We start from the raw sequence: 22920 nt of genomic DNA on the forward strand, positions 1-22920 counted from the left end.
CCCGGCCGTTTTTCGCCTGTTTTGATTCGCTTCGCTCACCCTCCGGGCCAGCCTGCGGCTGTTACTCGCTCCGCTCGTTGCGCCTTGTCTTGCCGTCGCTCGCTACGTTTTCACACAGTCTGGGTAGGAGCGAATTTATTCGCGAAGAGGTCCGAAGAGTCGACAAACCTGCATCGTCAGAAACACCGCCCTCCCGGCTGAAGCCGGTCCCACCTGTATCTGCGTGCCTCGCGAAGGCGTTTATCAGCAACACAACGCTACAGCGGCAAGCAAATTGCTGTGTTTTGGCACATAACCCGTTTGTGCGCTGCGCATCATCCGGTTACAAACATGCCCGGGTTCCGGTACCTTGTTGAAGCCTGTATTTACCGGTCAAGAACATTGCCTGGCCGTGCCTGTCGTATGACTTTAATCATCGCCACTCTCAACCCTGGTGCCCACCCGAAAGCATCAGTCAGGATTCCAGTAATGCGTTTTGTTTCTTCATCGCTGATCGCGGCAATGCTGGTCCTGTTTTCCGGCCCTCAACTACTGTGTGCTGCACCACAACATGCGCTAACGGTGTATGGCGAAGCCCCACGGTATCCGGCCGATTTCAAACATTTCGATTACGTGAACCCGGATGCGCCAAAAGGGGGCAGCATGCGCCGCTCGGCGCAGGAAATAGGTCAGTTCGATCACCTGATGCCGTATCTGGATAAAGGCACCGGCGTTTCGCAACTCAACGGCATGGTCTATTCACCGTTAGCGGTACGCTCGCTGGACGAGCCCTACACCGTTTACGGTCTGGTAGCCGAACGCATCGAGCGCGGTGAAGACGGCCTGTCCCTTCGATTCTTCATTAATCCCAAGGCCCGCTTTGCCGATGGCGTGCCTATTACCGCTGAAGACGTGCGCTACACCTATGACTTGCTGATGACCCAGGGCAGCCTCTCCTACCGAACCCAGTTTCAGGACATCAAAGGTGTCGAGGTCGAATCACCGACGCAGATCCGTTTTGACTTCAAGACCAACGAAAGCCGGACGCTGCCACTGGACCTCGCTTCGCTGCCGGTTTTTCCCGAGCACTGGTGGAAAAGTCGCGACTTCGCCGGTGGTGGCGGTTTTGAAATACCGGTGGGCAGCGGCCCCTACAAGGTCGCCAAGGTTGACCCGGGGCGCAGCATTACGTTTGCTCGTGATCCGCAATGGTGGGCCAGGGATTTGCCGGTCAATCGTGGCTTCTATAACTTCGACACGTTCAGCGTCGAGTACTTCGGCGATACCGATGTAGCACGCCAGGTCCTCAAGGGCGGCGCTTATGATTACAACCGCGAATACTCGGCCACTGCTTACTCGATTCTGTATGACAGCCCGGCGCTGAGCGAAGGCCGCTTGCAAAAAGCACATCTGGCCAAGGGTGCTGTGCAAAGTTCTCAAGGGTTTGTGTTTAATCTGGACCGGCCGATGTTTCAGGATCGCCGGGTACGCCAGGCGCTGTCGATGCTTTGGGATTTCGAATGGACCAACCGGCAGATGATGCGCAATACGTACATCCGCCAGAACAGCTACTTCTCGAACTCCTCCCTGGCAGCGACCGAACTGCCGACCCCGGCCGAGCTGAAAATCCTCGAACCACTGCGCGAGTCAGTGCCACCGGAGGTCTTCAATCAAGTATTCCACACCCCTAAAACTGACGGCACAGGTTATATCCGCGACAAGCAGCTTGAGGCACTGAAGCTACTCGAAGCAGCAGGATGGACCCCCGAAGGCGACCATCTGGTCAACGCCCAAGGCGAGCCGTTCACCTTCACGTTCCTGAATGGCCAGGCCGGATTTGAAAAAATACTGCTGCCCTACAAGCGCAATCTTGCGCAAATCGGCATCGACTTCGAAATCCGCCGGATCGATGCGGCGCAGTTCCTGAACCGGGTCATGGCCCGGGATTACGACATGATCGTCACCGGCTACACGGTCTCAACCTCACCGGGCATGGAGCTGTACAACAACTTCGGTTCCAGAGGTGCGCGGGACCCAGGCTCCAACAACTATATGGTGCTGCAGAACCCTGCGGTCGATAGCCTGATTGCCGGACTGGTCAGTGCCGACAACAAATCAACCATGGTCGACTACGCTCGCTGCCTCGATCGGGTACTGCAATGGGGCTATTACTGGATCCCCAACTATTACCCGCCCGGCGCCTCGACGCTGTGGTGGAACCGTTTTGGTATTCCGAAAATCCAGGCCAGCAACGCCGAGGCCATCGATACGTGGTGGGAAGTCAGCCCAACCCCGCTGACCAACGAGCAATTCGCAGAAAAACGCGGTGCGTCTGCCATCGCCTCGGAGATGAAGTGAATGCTCGGCTACTTATTGCGGCGCCTGTTACTGATCATCCCGACCCTGCTGTGCATTCTGCTGGTCAACTTTTTCATCGTACAGGCAGCGCCAGGCGGCCCGGTCGAGCAGGCAATTGCTCGCCTGCAAGGCATCGGCGGCGCAAGCGCCAGTGCGGGCAGCGCGGCTGCCGAATCCGTTAATAGCAACCCATCACGCGCCTCTCGGGGCCTTGACCCCAAGTTGATCAAGGAAATCGAACATCAGTATGGCTTTGACAAACCTCTGCATGAACGACTGTGGCTAATGCTGAAAAGCTATGCGCAGCTGGATTTTGGTAAAAGCTTCTTCCGGGGCGCGACGGTCACCGATCTGATTCTGCAGAAAATGCCGGTGTCCATTTCGTTGGGACTATGGGCAACGCTCATCACCTATCTGGTCTCGATCCCGCTAGGGATTCGCAAAGCGGTCAAGCACGGCAGTCATTTCGACATCTGGAGCAGCACTGCAATCATCATTGGCTATGCAATGCCCGCATTTCTGTTCGCGATGCTGCTGGTGGTGCTGTTCGCCGGGGGCACGTCCCTTAACTGGTTCCCGGTACGCGGCCTGGTGTCAGAAGACTTCGAACAGATGACAACGGTAGGCAAAATCGCCGACTACTTCTGGCACCTGGTGCTGCCGGTTTCGTCACTGGTCATTGGCGGTTTCGCCACCCTGACCATTCTGACCAAAAACTCTTTCCTCAATGAAATCACTCGCCAGTACGTTGTGACCGCCAGGGCCAAAGGCTTGAGCGAACGTCGCGTGCTATACGGCCATGTATTTCGCAACGCAATGCTGCTGGTGGTAGCGGGTATCCCTCAGGCATTCATCAGCGTGTTTTTTGCAGGCTCGCTGCTCATCGAGGTGATTTTTTCGCTGGATGGTCTCGGGCGCATGAGCTACGAAGCCGCCGTTTCGCGTGACTACCCCGTAGTGTTCGGCTCGCTGTTTATCTTCACCCTGTTTGGCTTGCTGATAAAACTGGTGGGAGACATCTGCTACACCCTGGTCGATCCGCGAATCGACTTCAGCGCGAGGAATGCCTGATGAGCAGACTTTCTCCGCTGGCCCAACGACGCCTGGACCGCTTTCGTCATAACCGCCGCGGCTGGTGGTCACTGTGGCTGTTCTGCGGTTTGTTCTTGCTGACACTGGGTGGCGAGCTGATCGCCAATGACAAACCATTGGTGCTCAGTTACCAGCATTCGCTGTATTTCCCGGCGCTCAAACGCTACACCGAGCAGGAGTTTGGTGGCCAGCTCCCGTTCCAGCCGGACTACCGCAGTGATTACGTTCGGGACCTGATCGACAAGGGTGATGGCTGGATGCTGTTTCCGCCCATCCCGTTCAGTGACAACACCCCTAACTACGAACTTAACCGCCCTGCCCCAAGCCCGCCAACGGCGCAGAACTGGTTAGGTACGGATGACCAGGCCCGCGACGTGCTCGCCCGGGTGATCTTCGGCGCCAGGGTATCCATTCTGTTTGCCTTGGCGCTGACCGCAATCAGTGCCCTGATTGGTATCGCCGCGGGCGCGCTACAAGGTTACTACGGAGGTTGGGTCGACTTGATTGGTCAGCGCCTGCTGGAAGTCTGGTCAGGTTTGCCGGTGCTTTATTTGCTGATCATCCTGTCCGGCTTCGTTGAACCCAATTTCTGGTGGCTGCTGGGCATCATGGCGCTGTTCTCATGGCTGGCCCTGGTGGATGTGGTGCGTGCGGAGTTCCTTCGCGGGCGTAATCTGGAGTACGTCAAAGCCGCACGCGCGCTGGGCATGAGTGATCGCAAGGTCATCACCCGGCACATCCTGCCTAACGCGATGAACGCAACCCTGAGTTACCTGCCATTTATTCTCACCGGCGCCATCTCGACGCTTACGGCGCTGGATTTTCTTGGCTTCGGCATGCCGGCGGGCAGCGCGTCGCTGGGGGAACTGATTGCCCAGGGCAAACAGAACCTGCAGGCCCCCTGGCTGGGGCTGACAGCCTTCTTCACCCTGGCGCTGATCCTGTCACTGCTGGTGTTTATTGGTGAGGCGCTGCGTGATGCCTTCGACCCGAGGTCTTGATATGTCGGACAACCTGATTGAAATCCGTGACCTCAGCGTCGCCTTCAGCGGGCAGACGGTGGTCAAGAACCTGAGCCTGGACATCCGCGCCGGTGAATGCCTGGCGCTGGTCGGTGAGTCCGGCTCCGGGAAGTCCGTAACCGCGCATTCGATCCTGCAACTGCTGCCCGCCAGCGGCACGGCAAGTACCGGCAGCATTCTCTATCGGGGCCAGCAACTCCTAGGCGCAGACAGCCGCACGTTGCGCCGTTTGCGCGGCAACCAGATCGGGATGATCTTCCAGGAGCCGATGACCTCGCTGAACCCGCTCCACACGCTCTCCAAGCAAATCGGTGAAACCCTTCTGCTGCACAAGGGTTTGACTGGCCGGGCCGCGCAAAAACGCATTGTCGAGCTGCTCGAACTGGTGGGTATACAGCAGCCAGAGAAGCGCCTGAAGGCTTATCCGCACGAGCTATCCGGTGGTCAGCGGCAACGGGTGATGATTGCCATGGCGCTGGCCTGTGAGCCGGAGTTACTGATTGCCGATGAGCCGACCACAGCCCTCGACGTCACTGTCCAGCGTAAGATCCTGCTGCTGCTGAAAGAGCTGCAACAGCGCCTGAACATGTCGCTGTTGCTGATCAGTCATGACCTGAATCTGGTGCACAGCATTGCTCAGCGAGTCTGCGTGATGCGCGCGGGAGAAATCGTCGAACAGTCCAATTGCCACTCTTTGTTCAAGCAGCCGCAGCACCCGTACAGCAAGCTTTTGCTCGATGCCGAGCCAGCGGGCGAACCGCTGCCTCGTGACAGTCGGGAGAAGGTGCTTGAAGTGGACAACTTACGCGTATGGTTCTCGCTGAGCGGCGGTATTTTCCGTCATCACAAGGAATACCTGAAGGCGGTGGATGACATCAGTCTGAGCATTGAGCGTGGCAAAACCCTTGGAATTGTTGGCGAATCAGGCTCGGGGAAATCGACACTTGGTCAGGCAATCCTGCGCCTTCTTGAATCGCGTGGCAGTATCCGGTTTCAGGGGCAGAGCCTGAATGACCTCAATCAGAAGCAGATGCGTCCCTGGCGCAAGCAGATGCAGGTGGTTTTTCAGGACCCTTACGGAAGCCTGAGCCCACGCATGTCAGTGGCACAAATCATCAGCGAAGGGCTTGAAGTCCACAGCGAGATGGACCCGCTGCAGTGTGAAGTTGAAGTCATTCGCGTGCTGGAAGAAGTCGGTATCGACCCTCAAAGTCGACACCGTTACCCCCATGAGTTTTCCGGTGGCCAGCGTCAAAGGATCGCTATTGCCAGGGCACTGGTCCTCAAGCCAGCGTTGATCCTGCTTGACGAGCCTACGTCTGCACTGGATCGGACAGTACAGAAACAAGTCGTGGCCTTGCTGCGCCAGTTACAGGAAAAACATGGCCTGACGTATCTGTTTATCAGTCACGACCTCGCCGTGGTCAAAGCATTGGCCCATGACGTCATCGTGGTCAAAGACGGCAAAGTCGTCGAACGTGGCGCCAGTCACGATCTGTTCGACGCGCCCCAACATCCTTACACCAAGGAATTGCTGGCGGCGGCGCACCCTGGATTCAGTTGAAAAAACGGGCATTCTGTACGGCCAGACGCCGGTGACACACCACGGAACACCCTATGAAAGAGAGCCATAGCCTTAACGACTACCGCAGCGTTCGCCAACTGGCGATTCGTTCGCTGTTCGAAATTATCGAGCAGTCGAGCGAAGGCACAGTGATTGTCGATAAAGACGCGAAGATTGTCTGGATCAATGAACGCTACGCCCGCCGTTTCGGGCTGCAGGACTCAAGCCTGGCGCTGGGCCAGCCCTGTGAAAAGGTAATCCCGGGCAGCCTGCTGCGTCAGGTCGCAACCAACGGTCGCCCTATCCTGCTGGACATGATGGACACCGCAAAAGACCCGCTGGTGGTCATGCGTTTACCCATCCACGATGACTCAGGCGGGTTGATCGGCGCTATTGGCTTCGCGCTATTTGATGAGTTGCAGTCGCTGTCACCGCTGCTCAAACGGTATCTGAGCATGCAGGAAGAGCTTGCCTCGACCCGTTCCTTGCTGCGCGCCCGCCAGGCGAAATACAGCTTTGCGCACTTCATCGGCACCAGCGCCGCCAGCCTGGAAGTCAAACGCCGGGCGCGACGCAGTGCCAGTGCCGAATCACCGGTATTGCTGCTGGGCGAAACCGGTACCGGCAAAGAGTTATTGGCGCATGCCATTCACAATGCTTCTCCACGTGCGCACAAGGCGTTTGTCAGCATCAACAGCGCAGCCATTCCCGAGACGTTGCTGGAGGCCGAGTTTTTCGGCACAGCGCCGGGCGCGTTTACCGGGGCTGATCGCAAAGGGCGCCCCGGGAAATTGCAGATCGCCCAGGGAGGAACTTTGTTTCTCGATGAAATCGGCGACATGCCACTGCCGTTGCAGAGCAAACTGCTGCGCGTCCTGCAGGAAAAAGAGTACGAACCTGTTGGCTCCAACGAAGTACACAAAAGTGATATCCGGCTGATTGCAGCAACGTCCACCGACCTTGAAGCGGCCATCAAGCGCGGCCAGTTTCGCGCGGACCTTTATTACCGTTTGAGCGTGCTGCCCATTCAGGTGCCGCCGTTACGCGAGCGGCTGGACGACCTGCCAGCACTCAGTGAGTCGATCCTCGAAGAGTTGCGCAGTCAGCACGAACTGGAGCCTGGCGCTCAGGCGTTACTGGCACAGCACGCCTGGCCAGGCAATATCCGTGAGTTGCGCAATGTGCTGGAGCGCGCGGCCCTGCTCAGTGATGACCTGATCCTCGACGCCAAGGAGATTCGTGCGGCGATTGGCAGTCTGGTGCCTGTCAACCAGCAGCCCGGTGGGGCTTGCCAACCCGGCCCATGTGAGACTTTCAGTCAGGCACGGCAGCGCTTTGATCGCCAATTGATCGAGCAGGCGCTGGTGCAGTGCGCGGGGAATGTCGTGGAAGCAGCAAGTCAGTTAGGGCTTGGCCGCTCGACCCTGTACAAGAAAATGGCCGCGCTGGGGATTGCCGAGTCTCCATAGTGAGACTTATGTCTCTTGATAGAGACTGCCAGGTTGCCTGCAATTCCCATGGGCAGTCGCGGTCTCTGTGGGAGCGGTGCCCGTTCGCATACGGGATATCAGGAGTGTCATCCGCAAAGGCCTCATGAAAAGTCTCTTTATAGAGACAAAAACCCCTTACCAGCGCACCGAAAAATTTAAAATCCATATAAATCAACCAGTTAAAATCTGGCACGATTCCCGCTAAAGCACTCCTGCGGCACGACCGCAGCCGAAAACAATAACAATATGCCGACAGGATTCAGCGATCCATGCAGAGCGCTTTCGGCGGCCTCTGAGTTCGCCGGATTCCCAGGCCAGGAGACACTCAATGAGTGTGATTATCGCCTTGGCAGCCCTCGCGCTGTTGATGCTCGCAGCCTATCGTGGTTACAGCGTTATCCTCTTCGCCCCCATCGCCGCCCTCGGCGCTGTGTTGCTGACTGATCCATCCGCTGTCGCACCGGCCTTCACCGGTGTGTTCATGGACAAGATGGTCGGCTTCATCAAGCTGTATTTTCCCGTGTTCCTGCTGGGTGCCGTGTTCGGCAAGCTGATCGAATTGTCGGGTTTCTCCCGGGCTATCGTCGCGGCCGCCATTGGCGTGCTCGGTACACGCCAGGCCATGCTGGTGATCGTACTGGTCTGCGCCCTGCTCACCTATGGCGGCGTTTCGTTGTTCGTGGTGGTGTTTGCGGTGTATCCGTTTGCTGCGGAGATGTTCCGCCAGAGCAATATCCCCAAGCGCCTGATACCGGCAACCATTGCGTTAGGTGCGTTTTCTTTCACCATGGACGCCCTGCCCGGCACGCCGCAAATACAAAACATCATCCCGACCACGTTCTTCAACACCACCGCGTGGGCGGCACCATGGCTGGGCGTGATTGGCACGATTTTCGTCTTCTGCGCCGGCATGCTTTACCTGCAGCGGCAACGCAACAAAGCCCAGCGGGCCGGTGAAGGCTATGGCACCGAATTGCGCAACGAGCCGGAGACGCCCGAGGACATCAAGCTTCCCAATCCCTGGATTGCGCTTTCCCCGCTGCTGCTTGTAGGAGTCATGAACTTGCTGTTCACCTGGTGGATTCCCCAGTGGTACGGCAAGACTCACACCCTCGCGCTGCCAGGCATGGCCACACCGGTACAGACTGACATCGCGAAACTGACCGCCATCTGGGCCGTCGAAGCCGCGTTACTGATCGGGATCCTGATGGTTCTGGCGTTTGGCTTTAAAGCGATTCGCAGTCGCCTGGCCGAAGGCAGCAAAAGTGCCGTCAGCGGTGCATTACTGGCGGCAATGAACACAGCCTCGGAATATGGCTTTGGTGCGGTTATCGCGTCGTTGCCGGGCTTTCTGGTCCTGGCAGACTGGCTCAAGAACATCCCGAACCCGCTGGTCAACGAGGCGGTCACCGTGACGTTGCTGGCCGGTATCACCGGCTCAGCGTCCGGAGGGATGAGCATCGCTCTGGCGGCCATGTCGGAAACGTTCATCAGCGCCGCCAATGCCGCCAATATTCCTCTGGAAGTGCTGCACCGAGTAGCCTCGATGGCCAGCGGCGGCATGGACACGCTGCCGCACAACGGCGCGGTGATTACCTTGCTGGCCGTCACCGGCCTGACCCATCGCGAGGCTTACAAGGACATTTTCGGCATCACCATCATCAAGACGCTCGCCGTATTCGTGGTGATCGGCACCTTCTACGCCACCGGCATTGTGTGAGGCAAAAAGTATGAGTCTTAAAGGCAAGACCGCATTAGTCACCGGTTCCACCAGCGGCATCGGGCTGGGTATCGCCCTCTCGCTCGCGCAGGCCGGGGCCGACCTGATCCTCAATGGCTTCGGCGACGCATCAGTGGTGATCGCCGACGTCGCGAAGTTTGGTGGCAAGGTGGGTCATCACCCCGCCGATGTCAGCAAGCCCGAGCAGATCGTCGAAATGATTGAATACGCCGAACGAGAGTTCGGCGGCGTCGACATTCTGGTCAATAACGCGGGCATTCAACACGTCGACGCGGTGGAGGACTTCCCTGTCGAGCGCTGGGACTCGATCATCGCGATCAACCTTTCCTCGGTATTCCACAGCACGCGCCTTTGCCTGCCGGGCATGCGCCGTAAAAACTGGGGGCGCATCGTCAACATTGCTTCGGTACATGGTCTGGTCGGGTCTACCGGCAAGGCGGCTTACGTTGCTGCCAAGCACGGGGTCATCGGGCTGACCAAGGTCGTCGGGCTGGAAACCGCCACGACTAACGTCACCTGCAATGCGATTTGCCCCGGCTGGGTGCTGACACCACTGGTACAACAGCAGATTGATGATCGAGCCGCGGCTGGTGGTAATGCGGATCAAGCCAGGCATGACCTGCTGGCCGAGAAGCAGCCGTCGCTGGAGTTCGTGACACCGTCACAGTTGGGCGAACTGGTGTTGTTTCTGTCCAGCGAGGCTGGCAGCCAGGTGCGCGGCGCGGCGTGGAACGTGGATGGCGGGTGGCTGGCGCGTTAGTACCTGATTAACTCGCGTTTCTGACAGCGCGCTGTCGCGCAGCAAACACAGGACCTGTAGGGGCTGCCGAAGGCTGCGATCGCGGTGTGTCAGGATAAAAGCTTCGCAGCCTTCGGCAGCTCCTACAGTCCATTACATGCTCCCGGTGTACGGGTAAAGACTCAACTCTGCCCGCCACCCTCATCGCGCTCGTCCACCAACCCCCAGTCCGACACATTCACGCTGGAGGTGCCGACAGGGGCACTGGGCGCCGCGGTCGGGTTGGCTGTCACGCCTTCACCGTGCAGCTTGAGCCGCAAGCGCACGTTGTTCTGGGAATCGGCGTACTTGAGCGCTTCTTCTTCGCTGATCACGCCCGACACGGCAAGGTCGAACAGCGCAGTGTCGAACGTCTGCATGCCCAGATTTCCGGATTTTTCCATAATGCCTTTCAGCTCAGTGAGCTCATTGCGCTGAATCAGGTCGCGAATGGTCGGCGTGCCCATCATGACCTCTACGGCGGCCCGGCGTTTGCCGTCCACGGTCTTGACCAGTCGCTGAGAAACGAATGCCTTGAGATTGTTGCCCAGATCCTGCAGCAATTGCTGGCGCCGCTCCTCCGGAAAGAAGTTGATGATCCGGTCCAGCGCCTGGTTTGCATTGTTCGCGTGCAGCGTCGACAGGCATAGATGGCCGGTATCGGCGAAAGCCAGCGCATGTTCCATGGTCTCCCGGTCGCGGATTTCACCGATCAGGATCACGTCCGGCGCCTGGCGCAGGGTGTTCTTCAGCGCAGCGCGGAAACTGCGAGTATCCACGCCGACCTCACGCTGGTTAATGATCGACTTCTTGTGGCGGTGAATGAACTCCACGGGGTCTTCGATGGTGATGATGTGCCCGCTGGCATTGCGATTGCGATGGTCGATCAGCGCCGCCAAGGACGTGGATTTACCGGAACCGGTGGCCCCGACAAACAGCACCAGGCCGTGCTTTTCCATGATCACATCAAGCAGCACCGATGGCAGGTGCAGGTCTTCGAAACGCGGAATATCCAGCTTGATGTTGCGCGCCACAATGGACACTTCGTTGCGCTGCATGAAGATATTGATCCGGAAGCGCCCGATTCCGGCCATCGACACGGCGAGGTTCATTTCCAGCTCGCGGTGAAATTCCAGCTTCTGCTCGGCATCCATCAGCCCGTCGGCGACCAGCGCGACCTGGCCGGGCTTGAGCGACTCAGTGCCCAGCGGTTTGAGCACCCCATTGAACTTGGCGCAGGGCGGTGCTCCGGTAGACAGATAAAGGTCCGATCCATCCTGGCTGGCCAGAATCTTCAACAACGCCGGGAAATCCATAAGCAACACCGCACACATGATTTGACTGAAAGATGCCGCATCGCATGCGACATTCATCCCGGATGACGATTCCCAGGATGAATGTGCATAGCTTGGCGGTAGAACGCCCCGGGAAGCAATGATAGAGATGATTGGTTGTGCCGCAATCTGCGTATTTCTTCCGATGGGATCATGGCCTGAAAACTAAAACGGCGGCTGTGTGATAATGGCCGCCGATTTTTCTTCAGGCTCCTGACTCATGAAAGCCCAAGCCCGCCACATTCTGGTGAAAACCGCCGAAGAGGCCGAACAACTCAAACAACGCATTGCCAAGGGCGAAGCGTTCGACGTTTTGGCCAAGAAGCATTCAACCTGCCCGTCCGGTAAACGCGGTGGTGATCTGGGCGAAGTCCGCCCCGGACAAATGGTCGGTGCGATTGATCAAGTCATCTTCAAAAAACCACTGCGCACGGTGCATGGACCGATCAAGAGCAAGTTTGGCTATCACCTGGTCCAGGTGTTTTATCGGGATTGAAGGTTTCTGTGCACAACTGCGTCTTATGAATGCAATGCAGTCTGCAGGACTGGCTTTAGCCGGGAGGGAGCCAGCACATTCCCCGCATGCTTTGTCAGGGGTATAGCTCTCCCGGCTAAAGCAGGTCCCACTTCGTCTACAAACCCGGCATCACGCTCTTGGGAATCAAAGCCCCCGGGTGCTGAATCACCACGCTGGCCAGCCGATGGCCTGCTTCGGCAGCCTGGACCGGGCTGCCGCCGCGCAAACGTATCGATAAATAAGCCGCACTGAACGAATCCCCCGCCGCCGTGCTGTCGATCACGCGCTCAACCGGTAGCGCAGCAATCTCATGGCGCTCGCCGCCGGAAACCACCAGACAGCTCCGCGACCCGCGCTTTATCACGACCTCACTTATCTCCAACTCACGATAAGCGTCCAGCAATTGCTCACTCTCGGTATAGCCGAATAGAGCCTGCTCGTCGTCCTCGGTGAGCAATGCCACGTCAACATGAGCCAGACACGCACGATACGCCTCACGCGCCTGTTCGACCGAAGCCCACAAACGTGGCCGATAGTTATTGTCGAAGGCGACCCTGGTACCTGAAGCACGCGCCTGAGCCAGGGCCGAAAACAGCCGTAGCCGGCCCTGTTCGCCCAGCACCGCCAGGGTGATACCACTCAGGTAAAGGAGATCATAATCCGCCAATGCGGCGAGAGCCGCGTCGGCATCCGGAGTGTTGAAACAGTCACGCACCGCGGCTTCGTTACGCCAGTACAGGAAACGACGCTCGCCGCTGGCATCAGTCTGAATGCAGTACAAGCCCGGTAAACGTCCCGGCAGGCGCTGCACCTTGCTCAAGCCGACACCCTCATGCGCCCATCCTTGGCACATGGCGTCACTGAAGCTGTCATCGCCCAGCGCGGTGACGTAATCCACCTGAGCGCTGCTGCCTAGCACGCGAGACATGTAAACCGCAGTATTAAGGGTATCGCCACCGAAACTCTGCTGAAGAGCACCGCTGGCGTGCTGCTGCAGTTCGATCATGCATTCGCCGATCAGGGCGATCCGTGGGTGGCTATAACTGATCAGCTCACTCATTGAGCTCGACTCCCGGCGTTAGAAATACGTGTCGAAACTTTCGATAACCTGAAGGTTTTCATCTACCAGGCAACCGCAACGCCATTTGTCGAAGGTCAGACAAGGGTGAGAAGAACCAAAGGCAATGATGTCTCCGACTTTCAGCTCGCAACCCGGCGCCACGGTCATGAACGCATGCTGGTCCATTACCGCCGTGACCTTGCACGCGCTAACATCCACGCCCTGTGCGGGTAAAACACCCGGTTTGTAGCTGAGCAACGGGCTGGGTAAACCTGCGTCATAAGCCACGTCGCGCTTACCCAGAGCGATCACTGCAAAACCTGGCTCTGGCATTGACTGCACATGAGCCCAGACTTCCATTGCAGGGCGCAAACCTTCGTGCAAATCAGTGCGGCGATCCAGCACGCAGCACTGCGCATCTTTGTAGATGCCATGGTCATGCACCACATAACTACCGGGGCGCAGCACGCCAAGAAACCGCTCGCGGACCTGACGTTCGTCAAAGGCTTCAGCGATCAGGTCATACCAGGCCGAGCCCGAGGCGGTGACAATTGGCCGCTCCCGCGCAAATGCACCACGATCCTGCAGCTCTACGGCCAGACGCACCAGTGACGCTGCAAAAGCCCGAATTCCGCTTTCAGCCTGGTCGCCGTGAATCACCCCTTCGTAGCCTTCGATACCGGTCAGTGCCAAGGCAGGTTGAGCTGCAATCGCGTCAGCCAGGTCAAGCACCTGTTGCTCACTGCGACAACCACAGCGGCCTCCCACCACCCCATATTCGATCATCACGTTCAGACGCAGCCCGCGCGCAGCGAAGAACTCGCCCAGGGCCGCCACGTTATCCGGATGATCGACCATGCAGTGGAAGTCGAACATGGAGTCGGCAAGCAGATCAGCGATCAACGCCATGTTAGCGGTGCCTACCAACTGATTAGCCATCAGCACCCGGCGAACGCCATGAGCGTAGGCAGCACGGGTCTGCACGGCTGTGGCCAGGGTCATGCCCCAGGCGCCTTCTTCCAGTTGCCGACGAAACAAGGCCGGCACCATGCTCGTCTTGCCATGCGGCGCCAGCTCGGCACCGCTGTTGGTGACGAACGCCTGCATCCAGCGAATGTTGTGATCCAGCGCCTGACGGTGAATGACCAGGGCTGGCAGGCTTACGTCACGCACCAGATGATCGCCTGGAGCGGCGGCGCCCTTTTCTACTGCTGCAATAGTCATGGTGGTCTCCCGGGTATTATTCGTTGATGCGACGCGCCAGCCCGTTGGCACTGTCAATCAGCACCCTGCGGTAGTCGGCGTAGTGTTTTTTGGCGTCAGCCCGCGGGGCGACGATGCACAGCGTTGCAATGCACACGCCATGTTCATCCCTTACGGGTGCAGCGAAACAATGGGTGAAGGTGTCTGCAACGCTATCAAACGAGAAGAATCCCTCCTCGCCGGCCTGGCGAATTTCACTCAGAAACGTTTCAAGCGGCAGTTGCTGACCATCGGGCAGGATGAAATCTTCAGCGTCAATCAGGTCAACAATCTCCTGGTCGCTCAAATGGCAAAGCAGTAAACGCCCGGAGGCGGTCCACGGAATCGGTGCGTTCTCGCCAATATTGGAAGAGATCCGGAAGTGCCGCTCGCCCTCCTTCATCAGTGCGACGGTGTACTTGCGGCCATTAAGCAGGCACATCTGCGCGGTTTCACGCGTCTGACTGACGATTTCGCCGAGGCTGACCTGCGCCTCGCGGGTAAAGTCGAAGTGGCGCAAATGCGCCTGGCCGAGAAAATACAGCTGCCGTCCCAGATACACCTGGCCGTCGTTGCCAACCGACTCAAGAATGCGCCGTTCCAGCAATGAGCCGACCAATTCATAAACCGTCGACTTGGGACTGCCTATACCACTGGCGATCTCATTAGGCCGCATTGGCGTCCCCTGCTCCTTGAGAAAATCGAGGATATCAAACGCCCGGTCCAACCCACGGGCACGGCGCTTGATGGTGTCTTCGGTCATAGTCGGTTATCCATCGAAAGTTACCCAATGCGATATTTCTTGAAGCACTGCCTTTGCGCCCAAGGCACCGTCTCGCGGCGATCATCGGACTTGTAGGAGCTGCCCAAGGCTGCGATCGCGGTATGTCTGGATAAACGCTTCGCAGCCTTCGGCAGCTCCTACAAATGGTGCTGAAACTCAGGCTTTTTTCTTGTAAGCGATGCAGTCAATCTCGACCTTGCAGTCGACCATCATGCTGGCCTGTACGCAGGCACGAGCAGGAGCGTGTTCGGGTGTGAAGTATTCGCCAAACACCTTGTTGAAACTCCAGAAATCCCGCGGATCTTCCAGCCAGACCCCAACCCGGACCACGTCTTCCAGCCCATAACCCGCTTCGGTAAGGATCGCGACCAGGTTCTGCAGGGTCTTGTGAGTCTGCTCGACGATGCCGCCCACAATGATTTCACCGTTTTCTGCGGGTACCTGCCCCGACACATGCAGCCAACCGTCGGCTTCAACAGCGCGAGCGAACGGACGTGGCTGACCGCCACCTGCGACGCTACCTGCGCCATAACGAGTGATGCTCATGAAGTTCTCCTCTCAAATAGGACTGAATAAACTGTTGGAGCGAGCGGGCGGCGATCTGACTTGCCCGCGAACCAGTCGGCGCGATGACTCGGATATACCGCGTTATCGTTCTTCGCGGGCAAGCCTCGCTCCAACAATCCTATGTTGCCAAAGCGCAATGTCCGAAACGTAAGACAATCTCATACCGCAACAATAATTCCGCTATAGCGGAATACAATCTGAAATAGCGGAATATCGACTCCGAGTGTGCCACAGCACTGGATGGAAAAAAACCAACGAGTATCATCTGTATCAGGCCGTCCGATAACAGGCCCAACCACACTCATCCCGGAGATCCAATGGCTTTGGCTGAACATCCGCATCAATTGGCGCTGCACACCTTCCTGGCCCAGCGCCCCGAACTGCAGCAAGAGCTCGATAAGCTGAACCCCCTGGCCGCTCAAGCCGCCGGGCTTTCCCGCGAGCAATATCGTGAGGAGCGTCTACATGAGGCCTTTGAGGAGGAAGCAGAGCGCCTTGGTCTGTTTGCCTGGGAATTGACCCTGCAACTGACGGCCGAAACACCCGAAGACTACGAAAGTCAGCGCCGTGAGGTTCACAAGGAAGTAGCGCAAATGGCAGGCATGGGCTGGGCGGAATATTGCGAACTGAACAAACTGGAGCCCTGAAGCGCGATAAGCCGGCATGACCGTTCGTCGCCATCAGGGCACTCTTGATGCGTGATGGCTGACCAATATCAGGTAACGCTCATAAATCGGAGACGTACCATGATGAAGTCAAAGACGACTAACCTTCTACTTGCAGGCCTGCTATCTCTTTCATTTGGTTCCGCGTTCGCAGCGTCGGGTACCTCCAGTACTGGTCCGGTGCAACCGGAAACCGGCGGCGTGCAAAGTGGCTCGGCTGTACCACCAGGCACCCATCCTGCACCAGCGTCGGGCAGCACCAAAGCGGCGCCCAACGCAAACGGTCGCGCAACAGGTTCAGGTGCTGGTAAGTCGGTTGACGGCGGCACCACTGGCAGCAGCGTAGGCAAGACAGGCGCTCCCGGCAAAAACGGTCCTAACGGTACCGGCGGCGGCGCAGCAGGTTCTGACGATAATTGATCGTCGCTTATACGCATGAAAAAAAGCCCGGCTCTGTGAGTCGGGCTTTTTTGCGTCGCACTTGCGTAGTTTTGCCAGAACTCACGGTGTGGGACCGGCTTCAGCCGGGAAAGGGCCGACGCATTCACTGCATGACTGTGATCAGGAACATCGCCTTCCCGGCTAAAGCCGGTCCCACAACGAGCAAACTTACAGACAGGTCGCCAGTGCAGCGCCGCGACGTTCTGCTGCCGGATTCGACGCTGGCGCGTAATAACGGATAGCACTTGCGACACCCTGCGGCTGAACGTCGACGAAAAACTCTGCGCCGGTGTTATAGACCGTAAAGCCCTTCTCGGTGGATTGCATGAAAGCATCAGCCTCGGCTCCCATCAGCGCTTCATCCTGCCAGGAGTACTCTATGCACTGCGCCACAACAGCCGCAGCTTTCTGGCTTGAATAGGTTTTGTAAGGGCCGACGGCCCGCGCCTGATTGGACGGCGAAGTACAACCCGCCAGCACTGCCAAGGCCATTACCGGGATTAAAAACTTCATGACAATCCTTGAGGATGAAAAGGCGGATTCTACACCGCCAGACACCGCGCGTGGACGAAGCATGCGCGCTGCTCTGCAGGCTCAGGCTTCAGTGAGTTGTTCTTCGTACTCTTTGACGTACTTGCCAGCCAGGGCTTCTTTCTGTTTTTCATCGAGCAGCTTGCCTGCCATCTGAAAGAACTTTTGCTCTTCTTCCTTCAAGTGATGATGAACCTTCTCGGACAGCTTCTTGGCGGTAGCCAGCCAGGCCGGGCTGGACATTTCAGTCTCGTCCAGCGTTTCCATCATCTCGTCCATCTCATGGTGTTCCGAGATCGCATGACGGCTCAGGTCCACACCGTTGTCGTGCTCCATCAACGGGATATAGAAGAAACGCTCCTCGGCGGTTTCATGAGCCTGAAGCTCGGCTTTCAGCTGCTTGTAGGCCTCGACGCGCTCAGCACTGTCGCCGCTGGTTTTGACCAGAATGTCGGCGTAGCCGCGCTGGCGATCATGACTTTCTCTCAGGGCTTCAAAAATATTCACGGGCTGTACTCCTCGGACAGCTTCCGAATGTGGAAGCGATGGTTACTAGACATCAGCCGCAAAGCGCCAGTTCAGTCCGCGAGTGGTGCACGTTCGCTGTTTGGGCCCTGTGCCCCTGTGGCAGTCACTTTATTGGCAAGTTGGTGTATCAGGGACGGCGCGCACGCGATGGATGATTAATCCTGCCTGCCATACAACTGCCACTCACTCTATGCGACAATGCGCGCCAAATTCGGCATGAATCCCGCATTCATTTCCAGCCATCCACCCCAACGGGGCGCAGATGCTGGCTAGATATGGCCCAAGGAATGGCCCTCGGCCCGTGATAAAAATCGCCAGGGCAAAGACGGAAACGGGCATCACATCGGTACCGGCTGCTACAGCCAAATCCCAAGTTATTGAAAGGTAAGGTAATTGATCTCCACAGCGAATATCACCATGCAGTTTGCATTGGGTATTCCTGAGGGTTGTAGAGCGCAATTACGGGGGTTGTAGCCTGCTCCAACCCCCTACAAAACCCACCATTGGTCCAAATGCTGGTCCAACATCCCCGGCGTCCTGCCGACTTACAAATTCCCCTTTTTCTTGTCCTCCAGCCATTCCTGCGTTTCGAGTTGAGCCTTTACATGCTCAAGGGCCGCATCAGCAAGCTCGACCATTCCCGCCTCCATTAATTGCACTTCACAGTCCAGAGCTGATCGAGCCTCGTTGTGAAGCTTTGGCTCATCATGTCCCGCCGCATTCCCCAATCTGGGTCGGAGGGCACATTCGCGGTGCGCAGCGTCCCACGCCCCCACCTCTGGTTAATTTCGTCGAGGACGCCCATCACCTTCTCCGCCGCTTGCGGTTGGCATGGAGCGAACAGATCATCGGTGAATTCGCCAGGCTGCCGTAGATCCATCAACAGCACTTCGGCTTTGCTGTATTTGAAGCCCGGTCGGAATAGCCGGTTGACCGCCTCAGTCGCAGCCTTGGTCATCAACCGCACGTCATTAGTGGGGTATGGCAACTCGACCAGGGCCCCGTTGGCATACTTCGCCTCTTCGGGGTTAAACATGCCAGTTCGGATGCTGACCCTGATTTTCTTGCACAGGGAGTTCTGCGCCCGCAGCTTTTCTGCCGCACGCTGGACGTAGGTAGCCACCGCCTCTTTTATAGGCTCGATCGTGGTCAGGCGCTTGCCGAACATCCGGCTAGAGCAAATTTCCTGCTTCGGTGGCTCTTCCTCGCCCAGTTCAAGACAGCTGATGCCGGAGAGCTCCCGGACAGTCTTCTCGATGACGACGCTGAATTTCTTGCCAAGCGTTGTCGGGTCGGCCTTGGCCAGGTCCATAGCAGTCAGGATGTTCATCGCCTCAAGGTGAGCCCTCATCTTGCGGCCCACACCCCAAACCTCAGATACGGCGGTGTTGCGCAACACCCAGGCGCGGTTATGCGGGTTACAAATATCCACTACCCCGCCCGTGTAGGACTGAAGCCGTTTAGCCGTGTGGTTGGCCAGCTTGGCCAGTGTTTTGGTGGGACCGATGCCCACACCAACAGGAATACCAGTTGATCGGTGCACCGCGGTGCGGATCGTTCGGCCAAAAGCTGTCAGGTCACCAGGTATGCCGGTCAGATCCGCGAATGCCTCGTCGATGCTGTAGACCTCAACGGCTGGAACCATCGACTCGATGACAGTCATCACGCGTTCGCTAATATCCCCGTACAGCGCGTAGTTACTACTGAAGGCCTGGACGCCGTTCTGCCGGAGCGCATCCTTAATCTGGAAGTACGGCGCGCCCATCTTCACAAAAGGCTTCGCGTCATAGCTGCGAGCGATGACACAGCCATCATTATTACTCAGCACTACGATTGGAGTTTTGGCCAGATCGGGACGAAAGACCCGCTCGCAGCTCGCATAGAAGCTATTGCAGTCGATCAAAGCAAAGACTGGATCACGAGTTGTCATGATCGCGCACGCTGTATTTCACAACGCCCCAGATCACTAACTCGTCGCATTCCAAAACATGGCGTGGTGGATATTTGCTGTTTTCAGAGGTGAGCATGCACACGTTGTCACGCATGTGCAGACGCTTGCACACCGGCTCTGAATTGAGCGCAGCGATGACGATATCGCCATGCTCCGCATACAGGCTACGGTCAACGATCACGATGTCCCCGCTGTAGATGCCCGCCCCTTGCATGCTGTCGCCCTCGATCTTGACCAGGTAGACATGCGGCGCTCGGATTTCGAAAAGCTCATCGAGGGAGAGGTGCTTTTCGATGTGATCGGCGGCCGGCGACGGGAACCCTGCAGGCACATGGAAAGAAAAGAGCGGGAGCTTTTCGCCCCCTGTCGAGACAGGGCCGAGGACGGTAACGGTCATGATGCTAACCTAACGGTGAATACTGTATGAACGTACAGTTAACGATTTCGGACGGCCGTGGTCAATCTCATATGTAGGACATTTCGACGGGTGACATCATGTGCGGACGCTACTCGATCTACGAACCCATGGACCACTACCTGAAAGAGCTGGGGTCAAAGCAGACTGTGATCAATGGCTATGATGAGTGGCCGATTGAACGCTACAACGTGGCGCCGAGCGCTCGTGTTGAAGTAATCCGGGGGTTGGAGGAAGGCCTGAGCGTGGACAAAGTCCGCTGGGGATGGTCGCCGTTCTGGGCGAAGGGGAAAAGGCCCGACCCTATCAATGCGAGGGTCGAGACGGTAACGACGGGAAAGTTCTTCAAGCAGCTTTGGCCTAATGGCCGTGTGCTGGTTCCAGCTAATGGTTGGTTTGAGTGGGTCAAGGATCCTGACGACCCGAAGAGGAAGCAGCCCTACTTCATCAGGCTAAAAAGCCAGGCGCCGATGTTCTACGGTGGGCTGGCTCAAGTGACGCCCGGGCTGGAGCTGCGCGAGGAGGATGGCTTTGTGATTATCACGGCCGCCAGTGACCAGGGCATGGTCGACATCCATGACCGGCGACCGCTTGTGCTGACAGCGGAGTTCGCGAACGAATGGCTTGAGCTGGACTTGTCGCCCGAGCGGGCAGCAGAGATCGCGATGGAGTGTTGCCAACCGGTTGATGATTTCGAGTGGTATCCAGTGAGCAAAGCAGTTGGGAATGTACGGAATCAGGGGCCAGAGCTGATCACCCGCGAGGGTTAATCGGGATACATAGCCCATATGATGATCAGCACGACCGCCACCCAGGCAATGGTCATGCAGATTGAAATCCCAGCTAGCTGGCGATCCATCAGGCGCCTCCGTGCAAATCGCTAAATTATAGTGCTCCCGCTATTTGCGGGTAAGGGCATCATAAGCAGCTTCGCAAGCCTGACCAGCTATTCGGGCTGAGTCATAAGCCTTTGCCATCTCTCCCGCTCGCTTGTCAGCCCTTTGGAACAGGTCGGAGAGCACCATGGCGGCGCGGGTGGCTGTCTTGCCTCGTTCGGCAGCGCCGGTATCGCCGGTGGAGCAACTGGCGGAGGCTGCCAGTTTTCCAGCTTCGATGTGCAGCCGGTCGCCAGCAGCATCAGCGACAGCAGAATCGCTGAGCGCATGGGCTTGTTCTTGTCTCGCATCGTTTGCCACCTGGTTGGCCGCATTCTGGCGGCGCTGTTCCTCGGTTCGATAATCGGCGGTTGTCGCTGCCACTGCCTGCGCCTGGACCTCGCCCTGTTTGTCCCACTTCGCCTGCCAGGCCAGATCAGTAATGGTCACGCCGTGGCTGTAAGCGCCGTAAAGCGAGGCGACGATAACCAGCAGGATCAAAGCTAGGCCGCCAATCTTCAGATACAGCTGACGTGCTGCGCTCATGGCACATCCTTGAAGAAGATGTGGTGGCCGAGCTTCAGAGTTTGCTTGGCCTTCGCTGCCCATGCCGGTGCCTTCGGCATCGTGGTTGCGTAGTAGTGAGTCGCCCCGCCAGTTGGGTCCGGCTGTTTGCCGTCGATTACAATGTCGGCAGCTTTCCGGGCTTGAGCGAATTGCCCAGCGGGGATCGGCTTAGCGCCACTCAGGTACGCGTAGTTCGGGTCGTTCTTGTTCCAGCAGCTGAACTGCCACGGCTTGAGGCAAACATCCGTATAGCCCTCACCCCACCAGTCAGGCTTGCCGTCGTTGTGCAGATCCATGTCTACCCGGTTTCGAATGGTCCAGGCCACGGCGATCTGCCCGGCAAGGCCTTCTCCGCGAGCTTCGCCCCACAGCGTGCGCGCCAATACGTCGCGATCTTTTTCAGTCACGGTCATGCTTTTCTCCAGGCAATAAAAAACCCGCACTGGGCGGGTCGGTAAATTGATAAATCAGAAGTTCGTTATATCGAGCAGAAGTATTCGGGCAGTACCCTGAGAGTTCATGCTACCGGGATTATCTACCCTTGAATTACCCTGCTGGTGAATAACGCTTGCCGAAACGATATTTGTGCCCACCCTGCGATGTATTAGGGATGCGTTCGAGTAGATAAAACTGTACGGAGGCGCCGGCTCCAGCGGGTTGGATCTCTGAAACATCCTGCTCCATCCAGAACTGGAAGCAAGAACGCCATACTTCTTTGCCGGATCCATCCCGGCGTTAATGTTTGAATTCTGGGAGGGGGAGTAAGACCCTGTAATCTTCAGGTATCTTAGATTGCTGTCAAAAACCAGCTTTCCAGAAGCATCGAATAGCTGAAGCAAGCCATTGGCATTCGGCACTGCTGACGGAATGGTCATCACATGATAATTCAGCGTGGATCCATAATCAGAAATCCTGAATGCGATATACCATGTCCATGTATTCCCTGATTTTGACGTGAATATCTGTGCAGCCCTCAGCCCTGAAAGCTCCAGTACCAGTTGCGGATACTCGTTCGCTGCTGCTGTGTACGAAATCGAGTTCATGTCCCCGTCACCCGATCCGTCCGTGTTCCCACTGTTCGTCAGGCGCAGCGAGCTGCTAAGGGCGAGACACATGTTGCTGTAGTTGTCGTCGACAAGAACCGTATTTGCGTCGTTGATTACCTCGATAAGGGCCATTAGTAGACACCGTATGACAGATACATCGCGCGACCGGGCGCTGTCCATCTGAGGGTTTGACCGCTAACGGTCACGGCGGGTGTCCCATCTGTCAGCCCAGCCTCAACCATGTTAACGGTATAGAACATCGCTCCGGTAAGCAGGCCGGGGTCGACGAGCGTGCCAGCAGCAGTAATTACCCTTCCGCCTAAGAACCTTGGAACACGACCCGCCATATCGAACTGGAGGCTGCCGTCGGGGT

The 22920-nt window shown here is 57.4% G+C and carries 23 protein-coding genes; 11 read left to right on the plus strand and 12 right to left on the minus strand.

The genetic code is table 11. The features are described 5' to 3' along the window. The first annotated feature begins 468 nt into the window (after positions 1 to 468). The 7 genes from EE949_RS06215 (at position 469) to EE949_RS06245 (ending at position 10006) form a co-directional block, all read left to right on the plus strand. Positions 469 to 2337, plus strand: coding sequence for an extracellular solute-binding protein (locus EE949_RS06215; protein WP_122663469.1), 1869 nt, complete (start codon positions 469 to 471; stop codon positions 2335 to 2337). Then, positions 2338 to 3408, plus strand: a complete 1071-nt coding sequence (locus tag EE949_RS06220; protein WP_122663470.1) for a microcin C ABC transporter permease YejB — start codon at positions 2338 to 2340, stop codon at positions 3406 to 3408. Continuing rightward, positions 3408 to 4430, plus strand: a complete 1023-nt coding sequence (locus tag EE949_RS06225) for an ABC transporter permease (protein WP_122663471.1) — start codon at positions 3408 to 3410, stop codon at positions 4428 to 4430. The genes EE949_RS06220 and EE949_RS06225 overlap by 1 nt, the downstream gene beginning before the upstream one ends. 1 nt (position 4431) lies before the next feature. Next, a complete protein-coding gene (locus tag EE949_RS06230) occupies positions 4432 to 6015 on the plus strand; it encodes an ABC transporter ATP-binding protein (RefSeq protein ID WP_122663472.1) in 1584 nt (527 codons plus the stop codon). 53 nt (positions 6016 to 6068) lie between these two features. Then, positions 6069 to 7484 carry a sigma-54 interaction domain-containing protein gene (locus tag EE949_RS06235; RefSeq protein WP_122663473.1) on the plus strand — a complete coding sequence of 472 codons (1416 nt, stop codon included), beginning with the start codon at positions 6069 to 6071 and terminating at the stop codon, positions 7482 to 7484. A gap of 349 nt (positions 7485 to 7833) precedes the next feature. Beyond that, entirely contained in the window at positions 7834 to 9225 is a 1392-nt protein-coding gene (locus EE949_RS06240) for a GntP family permease (RefSeq protein ID WP_122663474.1), read from the plus strand. Between the two features lie 10 nt (positions 9226 to 9235). After that, a complete protein-coding gene (locus EE949_RS06245; protein WP_122663475.1) occupies positions 9236 to 10006 on the plus strand; it encodes a 3-hydroxybutyrate dehydrogenase in 771 nt (256 codons plus the stop codon). A 161-nt stretch (positions 10007 to 10167) separates the two neighbouring features. Here EE949_RS06245 and EE949_RS06250 read toward each other — a convergent pair whose 3' ends face one another. Then, positions 10168 to 11340 carry a PilT/PilU family type 4a pilus ATPase gene (locus EE949_RS06250; protein WP_122663736.1) on the minus strand — a complete coding sequence of 391 codons (1173 nt, stop codon included), beginning with the start codon at positions 11338 to 11340 and terminating at the stop codon, positions 10168 to 10170. A gap of 238 nt (positions 11341 to 11578) precedes the next feature. Here EE949_RS06250 and EE949_RS06255 point away from each other — a divergent pair, with 238 nt between their 5' ends. Next, positions 11579 to 11854, plus strand: a complete 276-nt coding sequence (locus EE949_RS06255) for a peptidylprolyl isomerase (protein ID WP_017133756.1) — start codon at positions 11579 to 11581, stop codon at positions 11852 to 11854. Between the two features lie 136 nt (positions 11855 to 11990). Here the strand turns inward: EE949_RS06255 and EE949_RS06260 are convergent, their stop codons facing one another. From EE949_RS06260 to EE949_RS06275, 4 genes are all read right to left on the minus strand, one after another. Beyond that, positions 11991 to 12935 carry a sugar kinase gene (locus EE949_RS06260; protein ID WP_122663476.1) on the minus strand — a complete coding sequence of 315 codons (945 nt, stop codon included), beginning with the start codon at positions 12933 to 12935 and terminating at the stop codon, positions 11991 to 11993. An 18-nt stretch (positions 12936 to 12953) separates the two neighbouring features. Then, positions 12954 to 14159 carry an amino acid deaminase gene (locus tag EE949_RS06265; protein ID WP_122663477.1) on the minus strand — a complete coding sequence of 402 codons (1206 nt, stop codon included), beginning with the start codon at positions 14157 to 14159 and terminating at the stop codon, positions 12954 to 12956. A 16-nt stretch (positions 14160 to 14175) separates the two neighbouring features. After that, on the minus strand, positions 14176 to 14940 hold the full coding sequence (locus tag EE949_RS06270; protein ID WP_122663478.1) for an IclR family transcriptional regulator: 765 nt from the start codon (positions 14938 to 14940) through the stop codon (positions 14176 to 14178). A gap of 177 nt (positions 14941 to 15117) precedes the next feature. Then, entirely contained in the window at positions 15118 to 15507 is a 390-nt protein-coding gene (locus tag EE949_RS06275; RefSeq protein ID WP_122663479.1) for a RidA family protein, read from the minus strand. A 338-nt stretch (positions 15508 to 15845) separates the two neighbouring features. Here EE949_RS06275 and EE949_RS06280 point away from each other — a divergent pair, with 338 nt between their 5' ends. After that, on the plus strand, positions 15846 to 16175 hold the full coding sequence (locus EE949_RS06280) for a DUF6388 family protein (protein WP_122663480.1): 330 nt from the start codon (positions 15846 to 15848) through the stop codon (positions 16173 to 16175). Positions 16176 to 16274: 99 nt separating this feature from the next. Then, on the plus strand, positions 16275 to 16613 hold the full coding sequence (locus EE949_RS06285) for a hypothetical protein (protein ID WP_122663481.1): 339 nt from the start codon (positions 16275 to 16277) through the stop codon (positions 16611 to 16613). A 189-nt stretch (positions 16614 to 16802) separates the two neighbouring features. On the opposite strand, the gene EE949_RS06290 is transcribed toward EE949_RS06285, so the two are convergent. The 4 genes from EE949_RS06290 to EE949_RS06305 all read right to left on the minus strand — a co-directional run bounded on the left by EE949_RS06290 (position 16803) and on the right by EE949_RS06305 (position 20041). After that, a complete protein-coding gene (locus tag EE949_RS06290) occupies positions 16803 to 17147 on the minus strand; it encodes a 2-oxoacid ferredoxin oxidoreductase (protein WP_122663482.1) in 345 nt (114 codons plus the stop codon). Positions 17148 to 17228: 81 nt separating this feature from the next. After that, positions 17229 to 17672 carry a hemerythrin domain-containing protein gene (locus tag EE949_RS06295; RefSeq protein WP_122663483.1) on the minus strand — a complete coding sequence of 148 codons (444 nt, stop codon included), beginning with the start codon at positions 17670 to 17672 and terminating at the stop codon, positions 17229 to 17231. A 670-nt stretch (positions 17673 to 18342) separates the two neighbouring features. Further along, positions 18343 to 19623, minus strand: a complete 1281-nt coding sequence (locus EE949_RS06300; protein ID WP_122663484.1) for a Y-family DNA polymerase — start codon at positions 19621 to 19623, stop codon at positions 18343 to 18345. After that, positions 19610 to 20041, minus strand: coding sequence for a LexA family protein (locus tag EE949_RS06305; protein ID WP_122663485.1), 432 nt, complete (start codon positions 20039 to 20041; stop codon positions 19610 to 19612). Before EE949_RS06305 ends, EE949_RS06300 begins: the two co-directional genes overlap by 14 nt. Before the next feature lie 98 nt (positions 20042 to 20139). On the opposite strand from EE949_RS06305, the gene EE949_RS06310 reads away from it, so the two are divergent. Further along, positions 20140 to 20829, plus strand: coding sequence for an SOS response-associated peptidase (locus EE949_RS06310; protein WP_122663486.1), 690 nt, complete (start codon positions 20140 to 20142; stop codon positions 20827 to 20829). A gap of 129 nt (positions 20830 to 20958) precedes the next feature. Here EE949_RS06310 and EE949_RS06315 read toward each other — a convergent pair whose 3' ends face one another. The 3 genes from EE949_RS06315 to EE949_RS06325 are packed head-to-tail and all read right to left on the minus strand — an operon-like array spanning position 20959 to position 22679. Beyond that, complete coding sequence (locus tag EE949_RS06315) at positions 20959 to 21480, minus strand: DUF2514 domain-containing protein (protein ID WP_122663487.1); 522 nt, start codon at positions 21478 to 21480, stop codon at positions 20959 to 20961. Then, the gene (locus tag EE949_RS06320) at positions 21477 to 21914 is read right to left on the minus strand and encodes a cell wall hydrolase (protein ID WP_122663488.1); all 438 of its coding nucleotides are present in this window, start codon (positions 21912 to 21914) and stop codon (positions 21477 to 21479) included. Before EE949_RS06320 ends, EE949_RS06315 begins: the two co-directional genes overlap by 4 nt. Positions 21915 to 21968: 54 nt before the next feature. Then, positions 21969 to 22679, minus strand: a complete 711-nt coding sequence (locus EE949_RS06325; protein WP_122663489.1) for a hypothetical protein — start codon at positions 22677 to 22679, stop codon at positions 21969 to 21971. Positions 22680 to 22920 lie beyond the last annotated feature (241 nt).

Origin of the sequence: Pseudomonas viridiflava, assembly GCF_900602065.1 — a bacterium.
Taxonomy (GTDB): domain Bacteria; phylum Pseudomonadota; class Gammaproteobacteria; order Pseudomonadales; family Pseudomonadaceae; genus Aquipseudomonas.